17 protein-coding genes and 2 riboswitches are annotated in these 26,786 nt (G+C 42.1%); of the genes, 11 read left to right on the top strand and 6 right to left on the bottom strand.

Translation table 11 applies throughout. From position 1 onward, the window contains the following. The first annotated feature begins 742 nt into the window (after positions 1 to 742). Entirely contained in the window at positions 743 to 1,672 is a 930-nt protein-coding gene (gene mdh, locus ATH1_RS0113725; protein ID WP_010422747.1) for a malate dehydrogenase, read from the top strand. Between the two features lie 221 nt (positions 1,673 to 1,893). Beyond that, complete coding sequence (locus tag ATH1_RS0113720) at positions 1,894 to 2,619, top strand: head GIN domain-containing protein (RefSeq protein ID WP_010422746.1); 726 nt, start codon at positions 1,894 to 1,896, stop codon at positions 2,617 to 2,619. On the opposite strand, the gene ATH1_RS0113715 is transcribed toward ATH1_RS0113720, so the two are convergent. Then, positions 2,616 to 3,773, bottom strand: coding sequence for an AI-2E family transporter (locus ATH1_RS0113715; protein WP_010422744.1), 1,158 nt, complete (start codon positions 3,771 to 3,773; stop codon positions 2,616 to 2,618). The genes ATH1_RS0113720 and ATH1_RS0113715 overlap by 4 nt on opposite strands. Before the next feature lie 431 nt (positions 3,774 to 4,204). Here ATH1_RS0113715 and ATH1_RS0113710 point away from each other — a divergent pair, with 431 nt between their 5' ends. Together ATH1_RS0113710 and ATH1_RS0113705 are read left to right on the top strand one after the other, a co-directional pair. After that, on the top strand, positions 4,205 to 5,635 hold the full coding sequence (locus tag ATH1_RS0113710) for a hypothetical protein (protein ID WP_010422742.1): 1,431 nt from the start codon (positions 4,205 to 4,207) through the stop codon (positions 5,633 to 5,635). 58 nt (positions 5,636 to 5,693) lie between these two features. Continuing rightward, positions 5,694 to 6,722: an endonuclease/exonuclease/phosphatase family protein gene (locus tag ATH1_RS0113705; RefSeq protein WP_010422740.1), complete on the top strand. Its 1,029-nt coding sequence runs from the start codon at positions 5,694 to 5,696 to the stop codon at positions 6,720 to 6,722. Here ATH1_RS0113705 and ATH1_RS0113700 read toward each other — a convergent pair. Continuing rightward, positions 6,712 to 7,566: a CvfB family protein gene (locus ATH1_RS0113700; protein WP_245531802.1), complete on the bottom strand. Its 855-nt coding sequence runs from the start codon at positions 7,564 to 7,566 to the stop codon at positions 6,712 to 6,714. The two genes, ATH1_RS0113705 and ATH1_RS0113700, sit on opposite strands and share 11 nt — an antisense overlap. A 142-nt stretch (positions 7,567 to 7,708) precedes the next feature. Between ATH1_RS0113700 and panB the strand changes: the two genes are divergently transcribed. Beyond that, positions 7,709 to 8,527, top strand: a complete 819-nt coding sequence (gene panB / locus ATH1_RS0113695) for a 3-methyl-2-oxobutanoate hydroxymethyltransferase (protein ID WP_010422737.1) — start codon at positions 7,709 to 7,711, stop codon at positions 8,525 to 8,527. 152 nt (positions 8,528 to 8,679) lie between these two features. After that, a complete protein-coding gene (locus tag ATH1_RS0113690) occupies positions 8,680 to 9,369 on the top strand; it encodes an RluA family pseudouridine synthase (protein WP_010422735.1) in 690 nt (229 codons plus the stop codon). Between the two features lie 553 nt (positions 9,370 to 9,922). Here the strand turns inward: ATH1_RS0113690 and ATH1_RS0113680 are convergent. Continuing rightward, positions 9,923 to 12,358, bottom strand: a complete 2,436-nt coding sequence (locus tag ATH1_RS0113680; RefSeq protein WP_029164129.1) for a TonB-dependent receptor — start codon at positions 12,356 to 12,358, stop codon at positions 9,923 to 9,925. Between the two features lie 54 nt (positions 12,359 to 12,412). Next, a riboswitch (TPP riboswitch) is annotated at positions 12,413 to 12,503 on the bottom strand. Between the two features lie 269 nt (positions 12,504 to 12,772). Next, positions 12,773 to 12,866, bottom strand: a riboswitch (TPP riboswitch). 355 nt (positions 12,867 to 13,221) lie between these two features. Here ATH1_RS0113680 and ATH1_RS0113670 point away from each other — a divergent pair. The 4 genes from ATH1_RS0113670 to argS all read left to right on the top strand — a co-directional run bounded on the left by ATH1_RS0113670 (position 13,222) and on the right by argS (position 22,312). Further along, on the top strand, positions 13,222 to 16,257 hold the full coding sequence (locus ATH1_RS0113670; protein ID WP_010422731.1) for a tetratricopeptide repeat protein: 3,036 nt from the start codon (positions 13,222 to 13,224) through the stop codon (positions 16,255 to 16,257). A gap of 80 nt (positions 16,258 to 16,337) precedes the next feature. Then, positions 16,338 to 18,092 (top strand): TonB-dependent receptor, encoded by a 1,755-nt coding sequence (locus ATH1_RS0113665; protein ID WP_010422730.1) that lies wholly within the window; start codon positions 16,338 to 16,340, stop codon positions 18,090 to 18,092. Between the two features lie 26 nt (positions 18,093 to 18,118). Further along, the gene (gene speA, locus ATH1_RS0113660; protein WP_010422729.1) at positions 18,119 to 20,011 is read left to right on the top strand and encodes a biosynthetic arginine decarboxylase; all 1,893 of its coding nucleotides are present in this window, start codon (positions 18,119 to 18,121) and stop codon (positions 20,009 to 20,011) included. A 504-nt stretch (positions 20,012 to 20,515) separates the two neighbouring features. Next, on the top strand, positions 20,516 to 22,312 hold the full coding sequence (gene argS / locus ATH1_RS0113650) for an arginine--tRNA ligase (RefSeq protein WP_010422727.1): 1,797 nt from the start codon (positions 20,516 to 20,518) through the stop codon (positions 22,310 to 22,312). Positions 22,313 to 22,391: 79 nt separating this feature from the next. Here the strand turns inward: argS and ATH1_RS0113645 are convergent, their stop codons facing one another. The 3 genes from ATH1_RS0113645 to trxA (ATH1_RS0113635) all read right to left on the bottom strand — a co-directional run bounded on the left by ATH1_RS0113645 (position 22,392) and on the right by trxA (ATH1_RS0113635) (position 24,640). After that, on the bottom strand, positions 22,392 to 22,892 hold the full coding sequence (locus tag ATH1_RS0113645) for a hypothetical protein (protein ID WP_010422726.1): 501 nt from the start codon (positions 22,890 to 22,892) through the stop codon (positions 22,392 to 22,394). 875 nt (positions 22,893 to 23,767) lie between these two features. Then, a complete protein-coding gene (gene trxA / locus ATH1_RS0113640) occupies positions 23,768 to 24,232 on the bottom strand; it encodes a thioredoxin (protein WP_245531801.1) in 465 nt (154 codons plus the stop codon). A gap of 48 nt (positions 24,233 to 24,280) precedes the next feature. Then, positions 24,281 to 24,640, bottom strand: a complete 360-nt coding sequence (gene trxA / locus ATH1_RS0113635; RefSeq protein WP_010422722.1) for a thioredoxin — start codon at positions 24,638 to 24,640, stop codon at positions 24,281 to 24,283. 416 nt (positions 24,641 to 25,056) lie between these two features. Here trxA (ATH1_RS0113635) and ATH1_RS0113620 point away from each other — a divergent pair, with 416 nt between their 5' ends. Continuing rightward, positions 25,057 to 26,466, top strand: coding sequence for a CCA tRNA nucleotidyltransferase (locus ATH1_RS0113620; RefSeq protein WP_010422716.1), 1,410 nt, complete (start codon positions 25,057 to 25,059; stop codon positions 26,464 to 26,466). Positions 26,467 to 26,786 lie beyond the last annotated feature (320 nt).

The raw sequence follows: 26,786 nt of genomic DNA, 5'->3' as shown, positions 1-26,786 counted from the left end.
AGTTTTTGGTGCCAGATTCTTTTGATAAATTATTAAAACTCTGAACAAACCGCTATCGGACTGTGTTTATTCCCGATAGCGGTTTGTTGTTTTTGAATGAAACGAGCATGACCATGATTGCCTTAATAGATTTTTAGATATAAGTAATTTAGTCATTAGTTTTTAGTCAGTAGCCAGTAGCCAGTAGTGTGAATTATAAACACAACATACGTCTTTGCGTTTAAGCTTTTTTTCCCCAACCCCCTGCAACACTACAGTTTGCCCGTATAAAGAAAAAATATTTATAGTGATGAAACGAGCATGCAAAGTTTGCCACAATAAGAATATGTATAAGTTATTGAATGAGAGTTACATACGATCTTAATGATTAAATTTTATACGGATGAAAATGACGGGCTTTACCTCAATAGAGACAAGTATAAGTTCTTGCATGCGAGTTCCATCCGACATTAATAAATAAAATACTGATGAAAGTCTTGCATTCTCTCTTATGCCTGATGGGTTTGCCTGGGTAGGGCTTGTAAAACCTTCTCTGTTATGATGGTGTTAAATCAATATAAAAAATGAAGAAATTTTTCTGTAATTAAAATGGCTTGTTTATATTTGCCCCCTGAAAAAATGGACATGAAACGAACCCTCCATTACCCGGGACGGGTTCCATTAAGCCTTAAAGACCAATTTTATAATAGTGAAAGTAGTCATCAGAAAAAAGTAATTTATAAATTCTCAAAAGTTTAAGTTTATGAAAGTAACTGTTGTTGGCGCCGGGAATGTTGGCGCGACTTGTGCCGATGTTTTGGCCTATCGTGAGATTGCCAATGAAGTAATTCTTGTTGATATCAAAGAAGGTATGGCCGAGGGAAAAGCATTGGATATTTGGCAGAAAGCACCCATAAACCTGTATGATACACACACTTCGGGTGTAACCAACGATTATTCAAAAACCGCTGGTTCTGATGTTGTCGTTATCACATCAGGTTTGCCACGTAAACCTGGAATGACAAGGGATGATCTGATCGAAACCAATGCGGGAATTGTTAAATCTGTTACCGAACAGGTTATTAAATATTCTCCGGAGGCAGTTATAATAGTTGTTTCCAACCCCCTTGATGTAATGACCTACCAGGCCCATATCACATCAAAAATGCCCCGTTCAAAAGTAATGGGCATGGCCGGTATTCTTGATACTGCCAGGTATAAAGCTTTTCTTTCTGAAGCATTAAATGTTTCCCCCAAAGACATTCAGGCTGTACTAATGGGAGGACATGGTGATACTATGGTACCATTGCCAAGGTATACAACCGTTGGTGGTATCCCTGTTACCGAACTGATTGAAAAGGAAAAGCTTGATGTAATTATTGAACGTACAAAATTCGGAGGTGGAGAGTTGGTTAAGTTGATGGGGACTTCTGCATGGTATGCGCCCGGATCAGCTGCTGCCCAAATGGTTGAAGCGATTGTTCGCGATCAGAAACGTGTTTTCCCTGTATGTGTGAAACTCGAAGGCGAATACGGAATTGATGATTGTTACCTTGGAGTACCGGTTATTCTTGGCAAGGAGGGTATCGAAAAGGTGATTGAACTCGACCTTAACGAAGATGAAAAAGCACTTCTTGAGAGCAGTCGTCAGCATGTCAAAGAAGTAATGGCTGTGTTGGAAAGGCTTGGCTGACACACCGCTTTAACCAGAAGATGGTCTGTTTACCTTATTTATTAAGAGGGACTCTGTAAGGGTCCCTTTTTTTGTCCGTTTACGAACATATTATTGTCAATAATGAACATTTTCTTGATATTACTTTGTCCTTGTTATTAATGTAAAATGTTTGAAATTAATTCTTTGTTGTTTTTGGCCCGGAATCTGATATACTTCAGAAAAAACTGAGGAGGATAGTTATGTATCGTAAAATTTTTGTTTTGACAGTTTTGCTTGCACCGTTTGGTCTTTCAGGCTGTGTATACGATAGACAGTCTTCTTTTTCAGACGAAACATTTGTTTCCGAAGAAAGAGCCATCGGAGAATTTAATGCGCTGGAATTAGATGGCAACTACATTGTGAAACTGGAAAATTCAGACTCGTGTATGTTTGAGATTTCCGGAAATGAAGAGATGAAAAGTCTGGTAATTACCCAGGTTGTTGACGGGGTTTTGAAAATAAATGTAATGGACAGGGGCAATTGGAAGGACAATCCGCCTGTTGAGCTCACTATAAAGGCTCCCACCCTTCGAAGAATTAGTGTTATAGCATCTGCAAAATTTTACAGTGAAAAACCTTTCGTATTTGAGGAATTATATATAGAAAGCGCCGGTGCCTTAAAAATGGATATGGTTTTAAAGGGAGACCGGCTTGAAGGGAAACTTGCAGGTGCCACCGATCTGAATTTGAGAGGAGAAGTGAAAGAAGTTGACCTTAATATGCCGGGCGCAGGGAAGATTTCGGCGTTTGACTTGTTTGCCGAAGACCTGAGTCTCAATTTATCCGGTGCCGGAAAGGCTGAAGTGTTTGCTTCAGAAAAACTGAATGTTGACCTGTCTGGTGCCTGTACCGTGAATTATAAAGGAAAACCGGCTGAAGTATATACCAATATTTCGGGTTTGGGCAGAGTAAAGGAAGCAAACTAATCCTTTTTATTGTGGTTGGCAGCCAGGCGGTCTGATTGTGCAGACTCTCTTATTACAAAACGTCTGTAATATGAAATAATAAGCGTGGTAAGGGGAAGTGCAAGCAACATGCCCAGTAATCCCATAATAGTTCCCCATATTGAAAGCGATAACAAAATGAGGGCTGGATTGATATTGTAAGCTTTACCCATAATTCTGGGGACTAAAATGGTGTCCTGGATAACCTGTACAATGGCGATTACGACAAAAACCGAAAGAAGTATTTGCCAGAAGCTGTCTCCGGTTTCCATCGACTTGAGAAGGGCCAGAAGTATGGCCGGCAAAAATCCAACCATTTGGAGGTAGGGAATGATGTTGAGGACTCCGATGAACAGGCCGAGAGTAATTCCCATAGGCAAATTAATAATCTTGAAACCTGTTGCCATTAGAATGCCGACGGTCATAGCTATCAGAAACTGATTCCTGAAATAGATACGCATGTAAAGTTTCAGGTCTTCCGCAACCTCTTCTGTCAGGGGTCTGATTTTGGCTGGAATGAGTTTGGACCAGGAGGATTCCAGTTTTGGATAGTCGATAAGGATAAAAACCAGATACAGGATAATAATCAGTAAGCCAAGTATTCCGAATATAATGCTCAGTGATCCTGAAAATATTTTCAATATTGGTTCCGATATATCCTTAAGCATTTCAGTAATGTCTGATGTATTGATCAGCTTCTGGAGTTCCTGTTGAGCCAACAGGTCACGCAACCAATGATCGAGGGCGGGAGGTAAAATATCCTGATATGAGGTATTCTGAAGATACGATTTTATCAATTGGGTCATTTTTTGCATTTCTGTGATAAATTGTGGTATAAGCCACCATAATATCAATGAAACAATCAGGGTCAGAAACAATAGTGACAAAATTACCGAAGTGCCGCGATGTTTTACACGCATTTTTTTTTGCACAAAACAGACCAGCGGATCAATCAGATAGGCAAGCAAAACCGCAATAAAAAAGGGAATAAGTACGTTGCTTAAATAACGGACCAAAAGAACCAGACCGGTAATTATTAGTCCTGCAATGAGCATACGAACCACCTTATCGAAGGTGTATGGCTTCCCTGAAAAAAAATTGTCGAAATCTTCAGGCGTGGTTTTTGTTGTTGACATGTGGAAATTTTGGTTAAAACGGGATATATTTTTGACGATTATTGATTAAGTCCCTGCTTTATATGTTATTGTAATTGAACAATTGTTTTTTGAAAAAATCACATTTTGAAACTTAAATATAAAACAAACGTACAATTTCATTGTTAATATTTGTAAAAAATAGTTGGTCTTTAATAAAAAAAACTTTGTGTTTTCAGGAATACTTGCTTATTTTGCAAGTGTGCAAGAAGAGAATGCAAAGTAAGAAATTTAGATTATAAATCAGGTCCTAAAAGAGCTGTTTTTGTCAAGGTCGGGACGCGGGTGATTCTTGAACCGGAGTTAGGTGATTGTTAATGAGGATTTAAAAATCTTCTGCAACAAAGAGATTGGCAAAAAGACACTTTTAGAATTTGACACGGTAATTGAAATCAAAAGGTTAATTTTTTTATATGGCTTTCCGCTTTTCCATAATACTCTTTTTCCTTTCTTTCACTCTTTTTTGGAGGTGTGAAAGAGAGTATGTTTTGCAGGGAGGCAGCCAGGAATTGAGTTTCAGTACCGATACAGTGGCTTTTGATACGGTCTTTACTTCAGTCGGGTCTGTCACTCAAAACTTCAGGGTTTATAACCCGGTACAGGAAGATGTGATAATTGATGCCGTTGAACTTGCGGGGGGCGATGATTCGGATTTTATTCTTAATGTAAACGGAACAGCCGGAAGTATGGTTCATGATGTTCCGGTTCGCGGAAACGACAGTTTATTTGTTTTTGTTGAAGTGAATGTAAATCCTACTTCAGAAAATTCACCATTTGTTGTTTCCGATTCCATCTTTTTTTATACCCGTGATCAGATTTACACCATACATTTACTGGCTTACGGGCAAAACGTGATTCCGTTAAGAAAAGAGACGCTAAAAACGCAGACCTTTACCAATGAGAAGCCTTATCTGATATACGACTGGGTTGTAGTAGATACCGCTGAAACATTGACTATTGAGCCGGGAACAAAATTGCATTTCCATAAGGATGCCTCTCTGATAGTGTTTGGCTCATTGCAGGTTAATGGTGAAGTGGATGAGCCTGTTATTTTTACCAGCGACAGACTGGATGAGTGGTACAAGGATAAACCCGGTCAATGGGGATACATTCAGTTGATGCCGGGCAGCAGGGATCATGTAATCAATAATGCCGTCATCAGCAATAGCACGATGGGGCTTGTTGTTGACTCGGTTGGAATTGAGGAGGAGCACCCCCCGCTGTATCTCAACAATGTCAGAATTGAGCATATTGCATCACAGGGACTGATTGCTCAGAATTCATCTATCGTTGCATCCAATTCGGTTTTTGGTGATTGCGGTAGTGCTTCTGTGGCATTAACGGTAGGAGGGGATTATAAATTTTATCATTGTACCATTGCCAATTATTTTACCTGGAATTATCGCAGTACACCGGCTCTGGTTATTTCCAACTATTATACCGATGCCAATGGTAAAGAGTGGCCTTATACGCTCAACGTTGCTAATTTTTACAACTGCATTGTTTACGGTAGAAACGACAATGAACTAAAACTTGACTTCAAAATTGATGAGAACAAGGATTTTGCTGAATGGATCAATGTTAATTTTGATCATACGCTTCTGAAAGTGCGGGATGAAGCTATAACAGCCTGGTCTCATGCATTTGGAGAGGGTGTTCTCTTTAATGAAGAACCTGCTTTTATAGATATTAATAAGTATGATTATCAACTTGATTCTGTTTCTGTTGCTCGCGATGCAGGTGCATGGGATGTGGGACGAGATTATCCAGAAGATATTCTCGGCAACTCCCGTACAAAGGATAAGGCGCCGGACCTTGGTGCTTATGAGAGAGTTGATAAGTAGTAATTAATTTCTGTCCATAAAGCAGGGAAAATAAGCCGCTAATTCTAATCCCTAAAAAATGGCCCGCTTCTTATTATTAATTTTTCTGTACTTCTGTTTGGCGTGTGGAATCATTCTTTCTCAGACTCACGAAACAGCCAATATCCTTTTTTATAATGTGGAAAATCTTTTTAATCCTGCGAAGAATGAAGGAAAGCTCGATGATGAGTTCTTGCCTGACGGGCCGCGTCACTGGACGCATAGCAGAAAAAGAGAGAAACAGGTCAACATCTCGAGGGTCATTTTATTTTCCGGAAAATGGAATCCTCCGGTTCTCGTGGGGTTATGCGAAGTAGAAGACCGCGATGTTTTGAATGAATTGATTTGGGAGACAGGACTGGACCGGTTTAATTATTCAGTTGTTCATTTTGAGTCACGCGATCAACGGGGAATCGATGTAGCTCTTCTATACCGCCGGGATCGTTTCAGCGTATTGGATGCTTTTCCTCTCGCTGTTGAGATGCCGGAGAATTCCCGGCCTACCCGGGATATTCTTTACGTTAGTGGCGTACTTGACAATAGCGATACGCTGCATATCATGGTTAATCACTGGCCCTCACGATGGGGTGGCGAAGGCACAACCCTGTCAAAGCGCATGATCGCAGCCAGAACGTTGAAGAATATTTGTGATTCCATCCTTTCTGATGCGGCCGGTGCCAAAATAATTGTGATGGGCGATTTCAATGATAACCCGTGGAATGAAAGCATGAGGCTGATAAGCCGGAAACCTTCGGAGAATGGGGAAGGACTTGTCAATCTCGCCTGTAATATTGCCGGCGATGTTCCCGGTACCATAAAACACCGGCACGAATGGAACTGTTTTGATCAGATATTGGTTTCGGAATCACTTCTGAAGTCACTCAATGATAGTAGTTATGCAGTTACAGATTCGGTGATGCATGTTGTAACTGCTCCGTTTCTTCTTGAAGATGATCCCGGTTTCCCAGGAAGCAGACCATTCAGAACTTATGCCGGATATAGTTATCTGGGCGGATTTAGTGATCATTTACCTGTTATGGTTGAGCTGAAAAAGAGAGCTATCGAATGAGTCGGAGGCCATCCTCTTCCATGATAATCTTTCTTTTCTTATAGAGCATTCCCACCGCTTTTTTGAAAGCCTTTTTACTCATTCCCAGCGTGAGCTTAATTTCTTCGGCTGCCGATGTGTCGGTTAGCGGCAAAAAGCCATTGTTTTGAGCCATTTCGGTAAGCAGTTTCTGCGAATTGTCTTCAATAGCATTTAATCCCAGTGGTTCAAGAGAAATGTCTGTTTTTTCGTCATCACGAATCCGTTTTATGTACCCTGTGGCTTTTTGTCCTTCTTTTAAAGGGCTTTTTATTTCGTTGCTATAGATTAATCCTGTATGCGCTTGGTTAATAATAGCTTTGTATCCCAAATCCGTAGGTCCCACTATGAGAAGCTCAACTTTTTCTCCGGGCTTGTAATTTGGGGAAACATTATCCAGAAATTTTTCGATCTTAGCCGATGCAACAATTCTTTTCGTAGCATCGTCAAGGTAAACATAAACGAGATGGCTTTTACCTTCCTGCATTTTTTGTTTTTGTTCTCTGAAAGGAACAAGTAGATCTTTTGGAAGCCCCCAATCGAGAAAAGCCCCGACATTGGTAACGGAGACCACCCTGAGCCAGGCAAACTGATTGATCATTACCTTTGGCCTTTCCGTTGTAGCTACAAGCCGGTCATCGGAGTCAAGATAAATGAATACATTGATTTTATCTCCAATTTTTAGCTCTCGCGAAACATAACGGTTGGGAAGCAGTATTTGCCCGAGGTTGTCTCCGTCAAGAAATGCCCCGAACTGAGAAATTTCCAGTACCGGTAGCCGGTTTATTTTTCCTATTTGAGTCATGAACAATAAATATGTCGCCACAAAAATAATAATTTGTTGCGATTATGGCCTAAACGTATAAATCCTTGTATGCGATAATCTTTTGCAAATCCGGTCATCCATAAAGATTGTGTCCTCAGGAAAAGTGGTAACTTTGCCATTTGGATATAAAAAAAGTTGAATTATGTCTGCTGCAAATGAAAGACCGAAAAAAGTGACCACTCACGTTTTAAGTGAGATGAAAATGAAAGGTGAGAAGATATCGATGCTCACGGCTTACGATTATTCTCTTGCCAGTATTGTGGATCAGGCCGGGATTGATGTTGTCCTGGTAGGCGATTCGGCATCGAATGTGATGGCGGGTTGGGAAACTACAATTCCCATCACTCTCGATCAGATGATATATCACGGAGCATCTGTTGTTCGTGGTGTAAAGACTGCTCTTGTGGTAGTTGACATGCCTTTTGGCTCCTATCAGGGAAACAGTCGTGAAGCATTGCAATCAGCCATTCGTATTATGAAGGAGACGGCTGCCGATGCTGTAAAGCTTGAGGGAGGTGTTGAAATTATCAAATCGGTGAAAAGAATTCTTTCAGCCGGAATTCCTGTAATGGGCCATCTGGGACTGACACCACAGTCGATTCATAAGTTCGGGACTTATACTGTCCGTGCCCGTCAGGAAGAAGAGGCCAAAAAGCTTGTTGAAGATGCACACCTTTTGGAAGAAGCCGGATGTTTTGGGGTGGTTTTGGAAAAAATTCCCGCCAAACTTGCCGGGGAAGTTGCTTCCGGGTTAAAAATTCCGGTGATCGGCATTGGAGCCGGGAACCAGGTGGATGGTCAGGTGCTGGTCCTTCACGATATGTTGGGTATAAACCAGGCATTTTCTCCTCGGTTTCTGCGAAGGTATCACAATCTTTTTGCCGAGATATCGGGTGCTGTAGCAAACTATGTAGAGGATGTGAAAACGGGAGATTTCCCTAATGAGAGAGAGCAATATTGATTTATGGGTGCGGCATAAAAGCATGTTATTGTCGCACGCTTTGTTTTATTGTGGCAAACTTTGCCATGCTCGTTTCGTAAATGAGTAATTTTCGGACAAGGGTAACACAGTAAATGGTATTTTATGGACAGACACCAATTAACAGCACGGATATGGAGTTAGAAATACTGTACGAAGACAATCATTTGATTGCCGTCAATAAAACCGGTTCGGACCTGGTACAGGGTGATGAGACCGGAGACGAACCCCTGAGCGACAAAGTGAAATCCTACCTTAAACAGAAATACAACAAGCCGGGCGATGTCTTCCTGGGGGTTGTTCACAGACTCGACCGTCCTGTCAGCGGAGTAGTTTTATTTGCCCGTACCAGCAAAGCGTTAAGCAGAATGAACAAGATGTTTCAGGAAAAGGAGGTAAAAAAGATTTACTGGGCCGTTGTTAAAGAAATCCCGCCGGAAGATCAGGGAGAATTAAGACATTTTATGCTGAAAGACAGCAAAAAAAACAAGTCTTATGCTTTACCTAAAAAACGGCCCGGTTCTAAAGAAGGCGTCCTTCATTACAGGTTAATATCAAGTTCAGCCAATTATCACCTACTCGAGGTGGATTTAAAAACCGGTCGTCACCATCAGATACGCTGTCAGTTGGCAAAAATTGGCTGCCCGATTAAGGGCGATCTGAAATATGGTTTTCCCCGTTCCAATCCGAATGGTGGCATTTCCTTGCACGCAAGACGGATTGAATTTCTGCATCCTGTAAAAAAAGAACCGGTTGTTATTGAAGCACCTGTTCCACGAAATGACAACTTGTGGGAGGAATTCGAAAATGTTTTGAAGAAGTAACGGAGAAGTTGCTGTTCCAATTGATCCGAGATTTAGAGTGGGGATCATCCGACAAGAATAAAATTGAATGCTGAATGCTGAATGGAGGATTTACCATAGGCTTTCTTGCTTAAATGCATTGGATGAGCCCGGTCTAAAAAGCATCTTCGTTGCCAAACTCTTTGTTGTTTTAAATTTTTGAAACGGGCATGACAAAGATTGCCTTAATAGATTATTAGATTTTTAGATATAAGATTTAAGATGAAATGAAACGAGCATGGCTAAGTTTGTCACATAAGAACATGTATAAAACTCAATCATGCGAGTTCCATCAGACCAATAACTTAGACTAATTTTATACTGATGAAAATGACGGGCTTTACCTCAATAAAGACAAATATAAATTCTTGCATGCGAGTTCCATTCGACCAATAACTTCGACTAATTTTATACTGATGAAATCATCGCGCGGACCGCTCACGAATCTGTTTGATAAAACACTGGTGTTGTTTTTTGCAAAAAAACGTATCAAAAATCAGTGATTCCTGATACGTTTTTTATGACGGATACAACATTAAAATCTTATCACCACCTGCCCCATGTAATATCTTCCGGCCATGGGATAATAATAGGCCCAGGTGTATTCTTGTCCCTGTTCATACCAGTTACCGCCATAAGCATTGGTTTCGTATTCGTGATCAAGTACATTGTGGATGGTCAGCTGAAGGTCGATGTTCTTTAGCGGTTTTGGGAACAATGACCAGGTGAATTGAAGGTCATTCACAAAGTAAGCATCCAGTTTACGTGCTTCACTTTCGGTATTGTCGAAATATTGCTCGCCAACATATTTGCTGAGAAGCGAAACTTTCAGATTTTTAATTACCTCTGCTGACAGCCTGCTGCTGCCAGTAACCGATGGTGAATAAGCTATTTCGGTATCACCCCGTTCTCTGGTTATGGTTTCTGTTTTCCAGACTTCTTCGCCATCTACTATCACCGGGTAACTGTTGGTGGATGTTTCCACGAAGTCACGGATAATATTACGGCTGAGTGTGATGTTCATGTCCCAGTCTATCCATGATAGCGGACGGGTGGTTGCCATTAGCTCAACGCCGGCACGATAGCTTTTTTCGACATTGGTCATAATATCGTTACCGACATTACTTTTTTCGCCCGTTGGTACCAGTTGGTCTTTGTAATGCATGTAGTAAAAGTTGATGCCTCCCGAAAAAGTGGGTGACTCATAATTGTAACCTGCTTCCAGGTCGTATAATCTTTCCGCTTTTGGGGTGGCATCCGGGTCTTTGTTGGCTTCTTTAAAATCGGTACGTGTGGGTTCGCGGTTAGAGATTCCTGCAAAAGCATAAATGCTGTGCCTGTCTGCAGGAGTAACATAAACGCCGGCTTTGGGATTGAAGAAGCTGAAATCATGCTCCTGTTCCAATGTTCTCAGGTCATCATCATCGCCCGTCATTTCATAATTGATGCCACGGTATTGCAAGTCCGCAAAAATTCTGAGCAGCGGACTTATCTGCCAGTTGAATTTGGTGAAAACATTATAATCGGTTTTCAATCCGTTGTTGGAATACCATTCGTACTCTTTTTCGGTTTTTCCGGCATACCGCATCCAGATCAGTCGGCCAAAATGGTCGCCGTCGTACTGGTTCCATCCGCCCCCAAAAGTAAGATTGGTCCCCGGAGACAGCTCAACATTGCCCGATACAGTGGCACCATAAAAATCGTTACCCATCCATTTTCGGCGCACAAGGTCGGTGGTTGCAATGGTTTGATCTGAAATAATAAGTGCAGGTAATCCATAATATTTTAGTGAATCGGCTTCTCTATATTGTTCATAAAAGCCGTCTCCCCGTGTGTAGTGCAAGGCGGCGGTAAAATGAAACCGTTCGCCGGCAGCCATGCTGTAAAACAGCTGTGCATGTGTCTGTTTGTAGTTATCGGTCTGGTCTTCGTAATATCGGTCATTGCCATATTCATCGGTAAAAACACCTGCCGGATTGTATCGCCTGTTGGTTTCCAGCATTTCCTGCGGCACTCCCCACCAACTGATGCCGGTACGCTGGTCGCCATGCAAAACAATCATTTTCAGAAAGCTGTTATTAAGGTGTAGCGTTCCCGCAAGGTAAAAAGATTGGTGATCGGAAAAAGCGTTGTGTATGTAGCCATCACTTTTGAGTCGTGAATATCTGCCTTCGAATGAGAATTTATTGTTGATCAGTCCTGTTCCAAAGCGAAGGCTGTTTTTGTAAGTGTTGAAGGAGCCGGCTGTGGAGTTAAGTTCTGCATAAGGTTCCGCATTGCTCGTGGTTGTCTGGAAATTTACGGTTGCTCCAAAAGCAGCAGGTCCCTGGGTCGATGTTCCCACACCGCGCTGTATCTGAACATTTTCTACCGAGTTGGCAAAATCGGGCATGTTTGCCCAGAAAACACCCTGGCTTTCAGAATCGTTCACCGGTATTCCGTTCATGGTTACGTTGATTCGCGTAGGATCGGTACCTCGTATCCTTAGATTGGTATACCCTAGTCCGATGCCGCTTTCGGATGTGGTGATCAACGATGGTGTCAGTTTCAAAAGAGACGGAATGTCATTTCCGGCACCGCCGGCGTGAAGTTTTTCACGGCCAAGATCGGTATGAGCTACCGGCGTCCGGTTGCCGGCACGGTAAGCGGTTACCACTACTTCCCCGGTCAGTTGGGATTTTTGTTTAAGGATAATTTCCAATTCACCGGTTTTTTCGGGATTAACGACTTGTTGCCATTTCTGGTATCCCAGAAAAGACACCGTGATCTCAACACGCTCTGAGGAAACATCTGAAAACCGGAACCGGCCATGCTCGTCGGTTACAGTGCCACGATTTCCCGGATTCAACAATACTGATGCACCGGCCAGCGGTTCTTGTTCTTCGGAGTAAACAACTCCGCGTAATTCATTTTGCGAAAACATTGGGACCGAAAAGAAAAGCAGTCCCAAAACCATCAAAAATTTTTGCATAACAAAGCAGTTAAAGTTTAACAATCAAACATTAAACTGCAATGAGGAAAGTGTTTGAAGACATCATACATTCCCTTGCCGGCATTACCCGGCCAGGTTCTAAGGGTATGATCTCAGCCTTTTTCAGGCACCCCATTGTAGTTGGTTCATTAGTGGTTGGTGATTAGTGGATAGTGGTTAGTCAATAGTCAGTAGAGGCAAAGGGATGTAATAAACATCTATGAGCCCGGTCTAAAAAGCATCTTTGTTGCCAAATTCGTTGTTGTTTTTAAATTTATGCATCCTAATTAACAGCAAGTTAACTTCGGTGCAAAAATTTAAAACGCCTGGATTTTGACGAAAATATGCTTTTTATACTGCACTCATCTATTGACTAATCACTATAAACTAAAAACTAATAAATCGGGAATGTGAACAAAAGGAGAGTCGACTCCCTGCGCCGGCATTACCCGTCTCAGGTTCTAAGGGTATGATCTCAGCCAATGGTTGGGCACCCCCGTTTATGGTTGCAAAGGTATGTATTAGTGTTGTTCCAAACAATAGTCCTTTAAACTTTTTCAAATATCTTGAAATCAGGTGTTTGTGTTTGTAAGGATATTCGTCCTAAGATTCTGATTTTCAATGCCATCGCATTTATCTTATATTTAATATTTAAAAATCTGATGGTTTGTAATACAGACTTATTAAACAAATATCGTTTCTTCCAATTAAATTTTTCAGGGTTATTCTGTCGTTCTTTTTTAAATTCTTAAATTATCTGGAAATACACCAAATTTTCTCTATTTTCGTTGTCTTAAATAACCTGATGGCTCTTAAATTGAGTTGAATGCAGAAAACTTTGAATACTTCAATTTTGTAATACCATGACAAAACAACGTACCCTGTGGGTTTTTCTACTGGTTATTGTTATCTCGTCTCAGGCTGTCGGGCAGCAGTCGTACGACAGTCGGCAGTCCGAGCGACTTTTTAACGAAGCCCTCGGACATTATCGCAACGGGCGGTATGGTGTAGCCCGCGATATATTTTCAGACCTGCAGAATAGATTTACTCCCGGACAAAGCAATTTGAGGGCCGAATCGGCCTATTACGTGGCCATGGCGGCTTCAAAACTGGAAAATGAAGATGCAGAGGACCTTTTGAAAGCTTTTCTGATTGATTTTCCGGAAAGTGGTATGCGTCCGTATGTATATAAACGGCTGGGCGATATGGATTATGAAGATGGGAAGTACAGTCGGGCCCTGCGCAACTACAGGTATGTTGAAGCCCGTAAACTTAACCGTGAAGCCCGCTACGATTTCCGCTTTAAGTCGGCCTACTGCCATTTTATGGAAGGAGAATATGATCAGGCACTACCGGCTTTTTCAGAGATACGTGATGTGGATGGTGAATGGTGGGGGGCATCTAATTATTATTATGCTCATATTCAGTACGAACAGGAAAACTATAATACTGCCCTGAAAGTTTTTGAGCAACTCAGAGGTGAGCCGGGATTCGGTGAAGAAGTTCCTTTCTACATCGCACAAATTTATTATTTGCAGGAAGAATATAAAAAGGCCATCGATTATGGCGCACCTCTTGCAGAAGAGGCTGAAGGGGTTCGTAAAGCCGATATGGCCAGAGTTGTGGGAAATGCGTGGTATGCCCTTTCAGATTACGGAAAAGCAGCCGAATATCTTGCCATTGCGGTCGAATTGACCAATGAACCCCCGAGACAGGATTTTTATCATCTGGGGTTGAGTTATTATCATCTGAAAAAGTATGCACAGGCCGCAGAAGCACTTGCCAGGGTGACGGATAAAGATGATGCCATGGCACAAAATGCCTATTACCATCTGGGCGATTGTTATCTGAAGCTTAATGACAAGAAACGGGCACGAGTCGCTTTTGAAGCAGCTTCTGAATATCGCTTTGATGAAGTTATTACGGAAGAAGCAATGTTTAATTATATCAAACTGAATTATGAACTGTCGTTTTCTCCCTTTAATGAGATTATCGACAGCTTTATGCAGTTTATAGATCGTTTCCCCAATAGTGCCTACATCGATGAGGCATGGCAATACCTTGGCCAGGCACTGTTAACTACCCGTAACTATCAGCAGGCACTTGAAGCTCTGGAGCAGGTGAAAAACAAACCTGCCGAAAACTATCAGGCCCTTCAGCGGATTGCCTACCACCGTGGTCTTGAACTGTTTACCAATCTTCAATTTGATAAAGCCATCGACATGCTGCAATACAGCCTGAAATACGGGGAATACAACCGCGATATGAAGGTTAAAGCCTATTACTGGATGGGAGAAGCCTGTTACAGACTCGGGCAATACGATAAAGCCATTGAGAATTATGACATTTTTATTCATACTGCCGGTTCCTACCAGCTTGATGAGTTTAAAACCGCACATTACAATATAGGATATGCGTGGTTTAAACAGAAAAATTATTCCGAAGCGGCGTCGTGGTTCAGGAAATACGAAAATTTGATGGGCGATCGCCAGTCTCCCATGTTGGGTGATGCATTATGCCGCATTGGCGATTGCTTTTTCATGGAACGCGACTTTGCACGGGCGATTCACTATTATGAAGCTGCAACAAATATGCCCGGCTCTTCTGCCGACTATGCAATGTATCAGAAAGCTTTTGCCCTGGGACTTGCGGAAGACCATCGCAGCAAAATTAAACAGTTGGAAGAGCTGGTGGAACGATTTCCTGAATCTACCTACGTGGACGATGCGTGGTATGAGATGGGACGTTCTTATGTTGCGCTGAATGATTTGCCTTCTGCAATAAGGACCTTTAAAACCATTAAGGAGAATTATCCGCGTTCCAACTTCTCAAAAAAGGCTATGTTACAGTTGGGCCTTCTTTATTATAATAGTGGTGACTTTGATCAGTCGCTGGCATTTTATAAACGTGTTGTAAATGAATTTCCCGGCACACCTGAGGCTGAGGATGCTTTGCTGGGAATAAAAAATATTTACCTCGACCGCAACGATGCCGACGGATATATAAATTATACCCGACAGGTTGGAGGATTTGCAAGCATAGATAAGCGCCAGGAGGATTCCCTTTCCTATGTTACTGCCGAAAAATTGTATATGCAGGGTAAATGTTTGCAAGCCATCAATCAGTTTGAGGCTTATTTGCAGAACTTTCCCAATGGACGCTTCGCGGTCAATGCTCATTTTTACAAAGCCGACTGTCAGTTTCGTAATAAAGATTATGAAAATGCCCGTCGCTCCTTCGAATTTGTGGCCAGTCGACCCGGGAACATCTTCATGGAAGATGCCCTTGTGGGAGTTGCCCGTATCAGCTATCAACAGGAACGCTACAAAGATGCCCTCGGCTATTTTGAGCGTTTGGAAAATGAGGCCAATGAAGAAGAATTAAGAAGAGAGGCCTTGATTGGCCAGATGCGCTGCCTGGTAAAACTGGATGATCGACCCGGATATGTTACAAGGTTGGCCGAGCGCCTGCTGGAAGACCCAAAAACTTCGCCCGAAGTGGCGCGGGAAGCCCGGTTCCGTAAAGCAGAAGCCCACCTGGAATTGGGCGAAAAACAACTTGCCCTTGATGAGTTTCAGGTTCTGAAAGAGAATACCAGTTCTCCCGAGGGTGCCGAGGCTCGTTATCGGGTAGCACAAATACTCTTCGACCGTGGAGATATTGATCAGGCGGAACAAGAAATTTTTGATTTTGTGAATGTGGGAACTCCCCACCAATATTGGATGGCAAGATGCTTCCTTCTTTTGTCCGATATCTATCAAAAAAGGGGTGAATTATTCCAGGCCAGACAATATATTGAGAGTTTACTGGAAAATTATAAGGGTCGTGATGACGACATTCAGGAAAGAGCCGATAAACGCCTGGAAGAACTGAAAAAGTTGGAAGAGGCAAAGAAATAGTATGTCAGTTTTTTCTCCTCTGTCGGCAGACAGCAAAGGTCTTAAATTTGATATCTAAAAATCTAATTATCTATTGAAATATGAAGGTTTTTAAAAATATAATTCTGATTTTTACCCTTTTCATTTACGGGGTGAATGCTTTTTCACAGCAACCTTTGAGTAAAGATGTACGGGTAGAGCGGAAATATGACCCCAGCGTTTCGGATGCCATGAAAATCAATCTTATGCCCCAACGGGAAGACACGCTTGAATTCACTCCGGAATTTAGTTACAATCTTGTGGGACATGCTTTACCAGGTACTCCGGAAATTCAACCTATGCAGGCGGCCAGACTTGCAAGGCAAAGGCCACGGGACCTTTATTCTTCGTATGTCCGCGGCGGGTTGGGTAACTATCAGCTTCTGTTTGGCGATATCTTCTATAATCTGACACGCAACGAAAAATATGCCTTTTCACTTGGCTTGCAGCAGGAATCCTCATGGGGAGACCTGGAACTGGAAGACGGCAAATCTGTTGATGCTCCCTATCATAGTACCCTTGGAGGTTTGTATTTTCGCCACTTTTTTGATGATAAGACTTTGGAACTAGACCTGAACTTCGATCGGTATGCTTACCGGTATTACGGTTTTAACACGGTTAATACCGAAGAGGGTTTCTACATTAGCGATAGAACCGGAAATAATGTGTCCGGTGAGGATATGATGCCGGACAAAAAACAACGTCAGACCGCCTTTGACCTCCATTTTGGTCTTCTCAGTCAACAGTCTGATGTTAGGGAAACACGTTATCACCTCAACTTTGATTACAATGGATTTAACAACTTTACCGACGTTGGAGAAAACAGCTTCTCGCTCGGCGGAGATTTGAATATCCCGTTCGGGGCCCTTTCTCTTCTTGTTGACGGGGGAGGTATTTACCGTAAGGTAAATGTTCCTTCCGGTGAGAATGAAAACCCCGAATTGTTTGTTTTTGAAGACCGGGAGCAGGTTTTTCTGACAGCCAATCCTAAAGTGGTTATTCCGGGTAACAAACTGAACGTTGAACTGGGCGTGAATGTAACCGGGGAATTTTCTGATACTGAGGAGTTTTACTTATCACCACATGTCAAGGGCGATTTAGTGATTGCCGAAGGTGTTGTTTCAACTTTTTTGGGAATGACGGGTGAAGTTCATCACAACAGCTATCGCGACATCATGGCAGAAAACCCGTTTGTGTCCCCCGATGTATTGGTAAAACCGGCTTTTACCAATATTCGGGGTTTTGCCGGTGTCAAAGGTAATTTTAGCAGTGCTACCTCGTTTACTGCCCGGCTCGATTATGAGTTTATCGAAGATGAACATTTTTTTGTCAACCGCACTTTTGAACCTTTCGGGACAACGACTGAACCCGGGTTGAGTAATCTTTTTGATGTAATATATGATGATGTTACGTTACTTACATTAACCGGTGAGTTTTTAGTTCGTCCCGTCCGGGAGTTGGATATTATTCTTAAGGGCGTTTATTACGGCTGGGAATTGGATGTTTTGGATCATCCCTGGCACAAACCCGAAATGGAAATTGGCATAAGAGCTGCGTATATTTACAATGAAGAATGGCAGTTTGATGCTTCTTTTAATGTGGTAGGGGAAAGAAAAGCATTTGATCCCACGCAAGCCAATGGCGTAAAGAACCTTAAGTCGGTAGCCGATTTTAATTTGGGTGCAAATTATCAATTAAATAAGCGATTGCATTTTTTTGGAAGAATTCAGAATATATTTGCATCGAAATATTACCCGTGGGCAGGATACCCTATGCAAGGTTTTAATGCCAGGGTTGGAGCAGGTTATTCATTTTAAAAATCCAAAAGAACATCGCTATCGAAATGAGAAAATGGCGCATTGAAGATTCAGAAGAGCTGTATAATATTAACGGCTGGGGAATCAATTATTTTTCTGTCAATGAGAAAGGTAATGTCGTGGTTACACCCCGTGACAAGGGCGTGGAAGTTGACCTTAGAGAACTGGTTGACGAGCTTACCCTGAGGGATGTCGAAGCCCCCATGTTGATCCGTTTTCCGGATATTCTCGACAGCCGGATCGAAACCATTCAGAATTGTTTCCGAAGAGCCAGCGAAGAGTACGAATATAAGGGGCAGAATTTTATCATCTATCCCATTAAAGTCAATCAGATGAAACCCGTGGTCGAAGAAATTGTCGGACACGGGAAAAAGGTTAACATCGGACTCGAAGCCGGTTCAAAACCCGAATTACATGCCGTTATTGCCACCAATACAGACAGTGATTCTTTGATTGTTTGTAACGGCTATAAGGATGAAGCCTATATTGAGCTGGCACTTCTGGCCCAAAAAATGGGGCGGCGTATTTTTCTGGTGGTTGAGAAATTACATGAGTTGAAGCTCATTGCCAGCATTGCACGCAAACATAAGATTCGTCCCAATCTGGGCATTCGTATTAAACTGGCAAGTTCCGGTAGCGGAAAATGGGAAGATTCAGGAGGCGATGCCAGTAAATTCGGGCTTACTTCCAGTGAGCTAATCCAGGCATTGGATTATCTGGAGGAACATAAAATGAAAGATTGCCTTAAATTGGTGCATTTTCATATTGGCAGTCAGGTCAACAAAATCCGGAGAATAAAAAACGCCTTGAGAGAGGCTTCCCAATTCTATGTTGAACTATATAAACTTGGTTTCAGTGTTGAGTTTGTCGATGTCGGTGGCGGTTTGGGCGTCGATTATGACGGCACCCGGTCGGCCAACAGCGAGAGCAGTATCAATTATAGTATTCAGGAGTATGTGAACGATGCAGTTTATACAATGGTAGAAGCCAGCAACAGGCACGAAATTCCACATCCCAATATCATTACCGAATCGGGCCGTTCGCTCACGGCCCATCACTCCGTGCTCATATTTGAAGCCCTGGAGTCTACTTCCGTTCCGCAATGGGATGAGGATGAAGAAGTTTCTGAAGATGATCATGACCTGGTGAAAGACCTTTATGCGCTTTGGGATACACTGAATCAACCCAAAATGCTGGAAACATGGCACGATGCCCAGCAAATAAGGGAAGAAGCGCTCGACCGGTTCAGTTTTGGTCTCATCGACCTAAAAACAAGAGGTCAGGTGGAGCGGTTGTTTTGGTCCATTGCACGTGAAGTACACGATATGGCCTCTAAATTGAAACATGTCCCCGATGAGTTGACAAATCTCCGAAAACTTCTGGCCGACAAATATTTTTGCAATTTTTCTTTGTTTCAGTCTTTGCCCGACAGCTGGGCTATTGATCAGATTTTCCCCGTGATGCCGATTCACCGGCTCAACGAAAACCCCGACCGCGTGGCTACCCTCCAGGATGTAACTTGTGATTCTGATGGTAAGATTGATAATTTTATTGCCACCCGCAATTTTTCATACTACCTCCCGGTTCATAAGTTAAAAAGAGACGAACCTTATTACATCGGTGTGTTCCTTGTGGGCGCTTACCAGGAAATTTTGGGCGATATGCACAACCTTTTTGGCGATACCAACGCGGTGCACGTCTCCGTTGATGAAACCGGCTACAAAATAGATCAGATCATCGACGGTGAGACTGTGGCTGAGGTACTGGAATATGTTCAGTATAGTCCCAAGAAAATGGTGCGTACCGTGGAAACATGGGTTATGTCATCGGTAAAAAAAGGCGTCATCTCCGCAGAAGAAGGGAAAGAATTTTTGTCTAATTACCGATCCGGGTTGTATGGATATACCTATCTGGAATAAATGAGCAAAAAAGAAAATAAATTATGAGCACGGTCTGAAAAAATATCTTTGTTGCCAAATTCATTCTTGAGGCCAGTCTGAAAAGCCTTTTGACCCCTAAATCCCCTAAAGGGGACTTTTTCAAACTGCTGATTTTTAGCAGCTCCCTTTAAGGGGCAGGGGCAAAGATGGTGAAAATCAGCAGTTTGAAGGTTTTTTATACTATACTCATTACCAAAATTTGCCGGAAATGCTAACACGGATTTCTTTGCAGAGCAAAGCGGCAAAGCCGATCGGTAATCCGCGTTGCCTTAATTCAGGATTTGCAATCCTGTTTATACGGGAGAACACAAATTTTCTTTACCAACCATATTATTCCGCTTTCCTTTCGTTTTGTTATCTTTGCGCCAAAATTACTGATTAATAGCAATCAGGTGGTAACAGGAACATTATTCTTCTGCCTGTTCTCTTTCGCCTTTCTAAAATGGGAACAGGATATAAAACAGACCAAATAAAATCATCATAATGGGAATAGAACAGCAGATTAAAGAGGCCGTTGCCCGGGCCATAAAAGAGTTGTACGGGGCCGATTTTGAAGCAGAAAATGTATCCCTGGAGCTGACACGAAAAGATCAGCAGGGAGATTACACCGTGGTAGTATTCCCGCTATTGCGCATATCCCGTAAAAAGCCCGAAGATACAGGTGCCGGGATTGGCGAGTTTCTGAAAAAGCAGCTTTCTTCCATTGCCACATTTGATGTAATAAAAGGTTTTCTGAATCTTACTTTATCCCGTTCATACTGGCTTTCGGTGTTGGAAGAGGCAGTGAATGACGAAAACTACGGTTTTACTGAGCCTGATGAGGACTCCCCTCAATTTATGATTGAGTATTCATCACCCAATACCAATAAACCTTTACACCTTGGTCACATCAGAAATAATCTGCTGGGTTATTCTCTTTCCCGCATTGTATCGGCCAATGGCAATCGCGTGGTGAAAACCAATATCGTTAACGATCGTGGCATACACATCTGCAAATCTATGCTGGCCTGGAAAAAGTGGGGCAACGGTCAGACCCCTCAGTCTTCAGGAAAGAAAGGGGATCATCTGGTTGGTGATTTTTATGTAAGATTCGATCAGGAGTACAAAAAAGAACTCGCTGAGCTAATGGAGAAAGGCCTTTCGAAAGAGGAGGCAGAAAAAACATCCACCCTCATGCAGGAGGCCCGTGATATGTTGCGTGCCTGGGAAGCAGGCGACCCGGAGGTGGTTGATCTGTGGAAAACAATGAACGAATGGGTCTACGAAGGATTCGATGAAACTTACAAAGCTTTGGGTGTTGACTTCGACAAAATTTACTACGAGTCGCAAACCTACACCGTCGGGCGCGAAATGGTTCTTAAAGGGCTGGAGAACGGACTGTTTTATCGGAAAGAGGATGGCAGTGTTTGGGCCGATTTGTCGGATTTCGGACTGGATGAAAAACTGTTGCTCAGATCGGACGGGACTTCGGTGTATATGACCCAGGACATTGGGACTGCCAAAATGCGTTTTGAAGACTATCAGATCGATAAAATGATCTATGTAGTAGGGAATGAACAGGATTATCATTTTAAGGTACTTTCTATCCTCTTGGACCGCCTGGGATTCGAATGGGGCAAAGACCTTGTTCATTTCAGTTACGGCATGGTTGAGTTGCCCGAAGGGAAAATGAAATCGCGCGAAGGGACTGTTGTCGATGCCGACGATTTGATTGCCGGGATGATAGACACCGCCCGCGAGATGTCTAAAGAATTGGGAAAACTCGATGGCTATTCGGATGAAGAGGCCAAACGTATTTATCGCATCATTGCACTGGGGGCACTGAAATACTTTATTCTGAAAGTTGACCCCAAAAAGAATATGACCTTCGATCCCCGGGAGTCGATTGACTTTAACGGAAATACAGGGCCCTTTATCCAATATACTTACGCCAGAGTACAGTCCATTTTCAGGAAAGCCAACGAAAAAGGCATCGATACTTCATTGAACAATCTGGTCAGAGATGTCTCGCTGACCCCCAAAGAGGCTGAAGTGCTAAAAATTATCGGGAATTTCCCTAAGATAGTAAAAGAAGCTGGTGAGGTTTACAATCCGGCACTGATAGCTAACTATGTTTACGATCTGGCCAGGGAATTTAACCAGCTTTACCACGAATTACCCATCGTGTATGAAGAAGACGAAGCCGTTCGAGCCAATCGTCTTGCACTGACTTATGCTGTGGGCAAAACCATTAAGCGGGGTATGTGGCTTTTGGGCATTGATGTTCCGGAGAGGATGTAATTTCCGCTGTTTTACCGGCACTATTAGGCTTTTATTTCCTGTTGATTTGTCCTTTTCAGATGGGGATTTATTTGCTTTTTCACCCTGCTACCCACAACAAAATTTTCCCAAGCAATGCCGTCTGATACTTAGGAATTTTGTCGGAAATTATTTTTTGTATCTGTTCTTCTTTTGTCATAGACGGCGTATCGGACGATGCAATTTTTTCAATTTCTGACAAAGTGGCACCGTCGAAAAATTGTTTTAGAATTTCTTTGACCTCTGCTGTGTTTTTTCCGGGTGTTGCGGCTTTTTTCGGTTCCTGACTGGCTGCATCAGTAATGCATATCCGGAGCAACTCCCTGACGCTTTCCTTAACAGGGTCCTCGCTGCCGGCAGTGTCACGCAACGACCAGCTGTTGTACTGATAATCGGTATTGGCCAGTTCTTTTACATATAAACTGTCGGGACCAAAAATTTTTTCCAGAACCAGAAGGGTTCCTTTCTTCCAGGCCTGCCAGTCGAAGTGTTTTTGATCCAGTCGCTTCAGTCGTTCCTCCAATAGTGCATAATTGGCTGATTTGTTTGGGTTCTCTTCCATTTGTGTAACGTATGAGGTTGATAATTGCGGTGAAAAATTCGTTTTTGATCCGTATAAAATTTAATTATTAAGGTCGGATGGAACTCGCATGCAAGAATTTATATTTGTCTTTATTGAGGTAAAGCCCGTCATTTTCATCCGTATAAAATTAGTCTAAGTTATTGGTCTGATGGAACTCGCATGATTGAGTTTTATACATGTTCTTATGTGACAAACTTAGCCATGCTCGTTTCATTTCATCTTAAATCTTATATCTAAAAATCTAATAATCTATTAAGGCAATCTTTGTCATGCTCGTTTCATCAGAAAATTTTTCTGGTACGAAATTTAATAATTTATCCCGTAAAAGCAGATACTTACATTATTTATTACTTAACCTGGCATAAGGCTAAATATTATTTTGAGGTGTTGGTAAAATTTTCCACGCAAAAGGCGCAAAACATTATCAATCAAAGGGCGCAAAAGACTATAAATTGTTAATCACTCTATGAAACGAGCATAATAAGGTTTGTCACAACAGAACATGTATCAACATCATTTAACTTCTAATCATCTAAGAAACCAAAAACAGGGAACAGATTCTTCGTCGTTACCTCCTCAGAATGACATTAGACAGTCTGTCATTCTGAGCGGAGCGAAGAATCTTATATCAATTAAAGCATAATAAATTGCATCATTTCAATAACTTAGACTAATTTTATACGGATGAAACGAGCATGGCAAAGTTTCCCACAATCAGAATATGTATAAGTTATTGCATGCGAGTTCCATCCGACCTTCATAAATAAATTATATAGGGATGAAAAAAAAGCCGATACCTATTAGCGGCACCGGCTTTTGTTTTGACAAATAATAAATCAAATCAGTGATAAATACTATTTCGACACTTTTAATATCTCAGTGATTATTTTCGTCAATTGTTCTTTGGGAACGTATCCTAAAACGGCTCTTGGTTCTTCATTTAACGGGATGAACACAATAGTCGGCAAACTACGAATACCGAAAGCAGCTGAAAGCTCACGCGATTTTTCAGTGTCTATCTTATAAACCTGAAGTTTCCCCTTGTATTCGCCTTGAATTTCTTCCAACAATGGGGATAATTTACGACAGGGACCGCACCAATCGGCATAAAAATCCAGAATAGCCGGCTTATTCCCTTTATAAACCCATTCTTTGTTGTTTTCATAGTCGAACACCTTTTCAATAAAAGCCGTCTTGTCTAAAGTAATAACGTTATTTCCCGCTGTTGTATCTTCATCGGGTGAAACGGCTTTTAAATTTTGAGTTCCTGTAGCCAAAAAAAGAGCAAGAACCATTAATATTGATACGTAATGCCTCATAATTGTTGACTTGTTGATGTTGGTAAAAAAGAGAAAATGAAGGGGAGATTATTTCTCCACCTTCAAAACATCTTTAATGGCGCGCTCAAAGGTGTCTTTAGGCAATGCGCCCTGTGCCATCTGGGGTTGTCCGTCGGTAGGAACAAACAGCAACGACGGAATACTCTGGATACCGAACATTCCGGCCAGCTCACGCTGGTCTTCGGTATCGATTTTATATATGTCTAATTTCCCGTCGTATTCTTCCGAAAGTTCCTCCAAAACAGGCGCTACCATCTTGCAAGGCTGACACCAGTCGGCGTAGAAGTCTATCAAACAAGGTTTGTCACCTTCAAATTTCCATTCTTTGTTGTTCTCGTAATTAAAAACTTTTTCTTTGAAAGTTTCTTTTGTCAAAAATTCAACCATAATTCTTGTTGCTTTTAATAAATTCTGATGCAAAAATAATGAATTCTCTCGGTATATTCAAAATATCTAAATTTGTAAATACTTTCATACAATCACCGTGCCAAAAACTTTAAGATTTGTCAACCCTTGTCCCGAATGGGATTTTAATTGTAATTTTGCCGTTTCAATATAAACACTTGAGTTAAGAAGATGTTTGAGCGTAATGGTTGATTCCCGTCTAAAAAGCATATTTTGACAAAAATATATTTTTAGACCGCACTCAAGCATGGGACTTTGATTTTTCCTTGGTTCCGCCGCATTGTTTACAAAGAAAATTGTCGCCACTTGATTGCACCGGGGGGAAGGGCATGTATAAAAAAATAGCGGGTTGCCTGCCGGCAGGCAACAGACCAATAACTGAGACTAATTTTATAAGAATGAAGCAACATTTGAACTCACCGGTTTTTCGAGCCATATCAGAAATTGCTGATAACTGTGACAAAGAGGTGTATGTTATCGGCGGTTTTGTCAGGGATATTGTTCTCAATCGTCCTACCACCGATATCGATGTTGTTGTCGTTGGCAGCGGTATTGAATTGGCACAACAAGTGGCAAAGAAATTGGGTGGAGTGAAGGTCAGTGTTTTCAGGAATTTTGGCACCGCAATGTTTAAATACAGGGGACTGGATGTTGAGTTTGTGGGGGCCCGAAAGGAATCATATCAGCGAAACAGTCGTAAGCCGATTGTGGAAGACGGCACTCTTAAAGATGATCAAAACCGGCGCGATTTCACCATAAATGCACTTGCCCTGTCTTTGAATAAAAAGACGTTTGGGAAGTTGCTTGATCCGTTTAACGGGATGAAAGACCTTGAAGAAGGAATTATCCGTACTCCGCAGGATCCAATGGTGACTTTTTCTGACGATCCTTTGCGAATGTTGAGAGCAGTACGGTTTGCTACTCAGTTGCGCTTCAGAATAGAAGAAAAGACCTTTGAAGGGATTATCGCTCAGAAAGAAAGATTGAAGATTGTATCCATGGAAAGGGTTTCCGAAGAGCTCAATAAGATTTTAATGGCTGATAAACCTTCAATAGGGTTTAAACTTTTGGAAAAAACCGGTCTGCTCCCCATGATATTACCCGAGCTGCACGATTTAAAGGGAGTTGAAAAGATTAACGGCATCGGGCATAAAGATAATTTTTACCATACGCTTGAGGTACTGGATCAGCTGGTTCTGCACTCCGATGATCTCTGGCTTCGCTGGGCGGCACTTTTGCACGATATAGCCAAGCCACGCACCAAGCGTTTCGATCCCAATCAGGGATGGACATTCCATGCTCATAATCACGTGGGTATGAAAATGGTTCCGAAGATATTTAAACGACTTCGGTTACCTCAGAACGACAAAATGAAGTTCGTCCAGAAGATGGTTGAACTGCACATGCGTCCCATCGTACTTAGTGAAGACGAAGTTACGGATTCGGCCGTTCGCCGGTTGTTGTTCGAAGCGGGTGATGACATTGACAGCCTGATGACCCTTTGTGAAGCCGATATCACTTCCAGGAATGAAGTTAAAGTCCGTAAGTTCTTGCGTAATTTTAAAATTGTTCGTCAAAAGCTGAAAGAAATAGAAGAAAAAGACCGGATCAGAAATTTTCAGCCTCCTGTCTCGGGTGAAGAGATAATGAAAACTTTCGGATTACCCCCCTGTCGGACTGTGGGCGAAATAAAATCGGCCATTAAAGAGGCCATTCTTGAAGGTGAGATTCACAACGACTATGAAGAAGCCCGCGTGTTTATGTTGAAAAAAGGAAAAGAGCTGGGGCTGGAGAGTTTTGAGTTTTGAGTTCTGAGTTCTGAGTTCTGAGTTCAGTATTCATTAATTTCATTATCTTCAAGTTAATTCTAATAAAAAAAAGAAATATGTCATCGATTAAAAGATTTGAAGATATTGAAGCTTGGCAAATGGGCAGGCTTTTGTGCCAAAAAATTGGAAAATTAACTAATTTATGAAATATCTGACGAAGTCTGACAATAAAGGTGTTAAGTATTCAAATCGTAACATCTGACCCCAAAACCCAGACCCAAAACCCAGAAATCCGGAACCCGGAACCCAGAACCCAGTCGCACACCCCCTGACCCCCTAAAGGGGGAACCGTCAACCCG

The sequence above is a fragment of the Anaerophaga thermohalophila DSM 12881 genome (assembly GCF_000191885.1).
Classification (GTDB): domain Bacteria; phylum Bacteroidota; class Bacteroidia; order Bacteroidales; family Marinilabiliaceae; genus Anaerophaga; species Anaerophaga thermohalophila.
The sequence above is the reverse complement of the archived record's forward strand: the minus strand, read 5'-3'. Positions and strand labels throughout refer to the sequence as shown.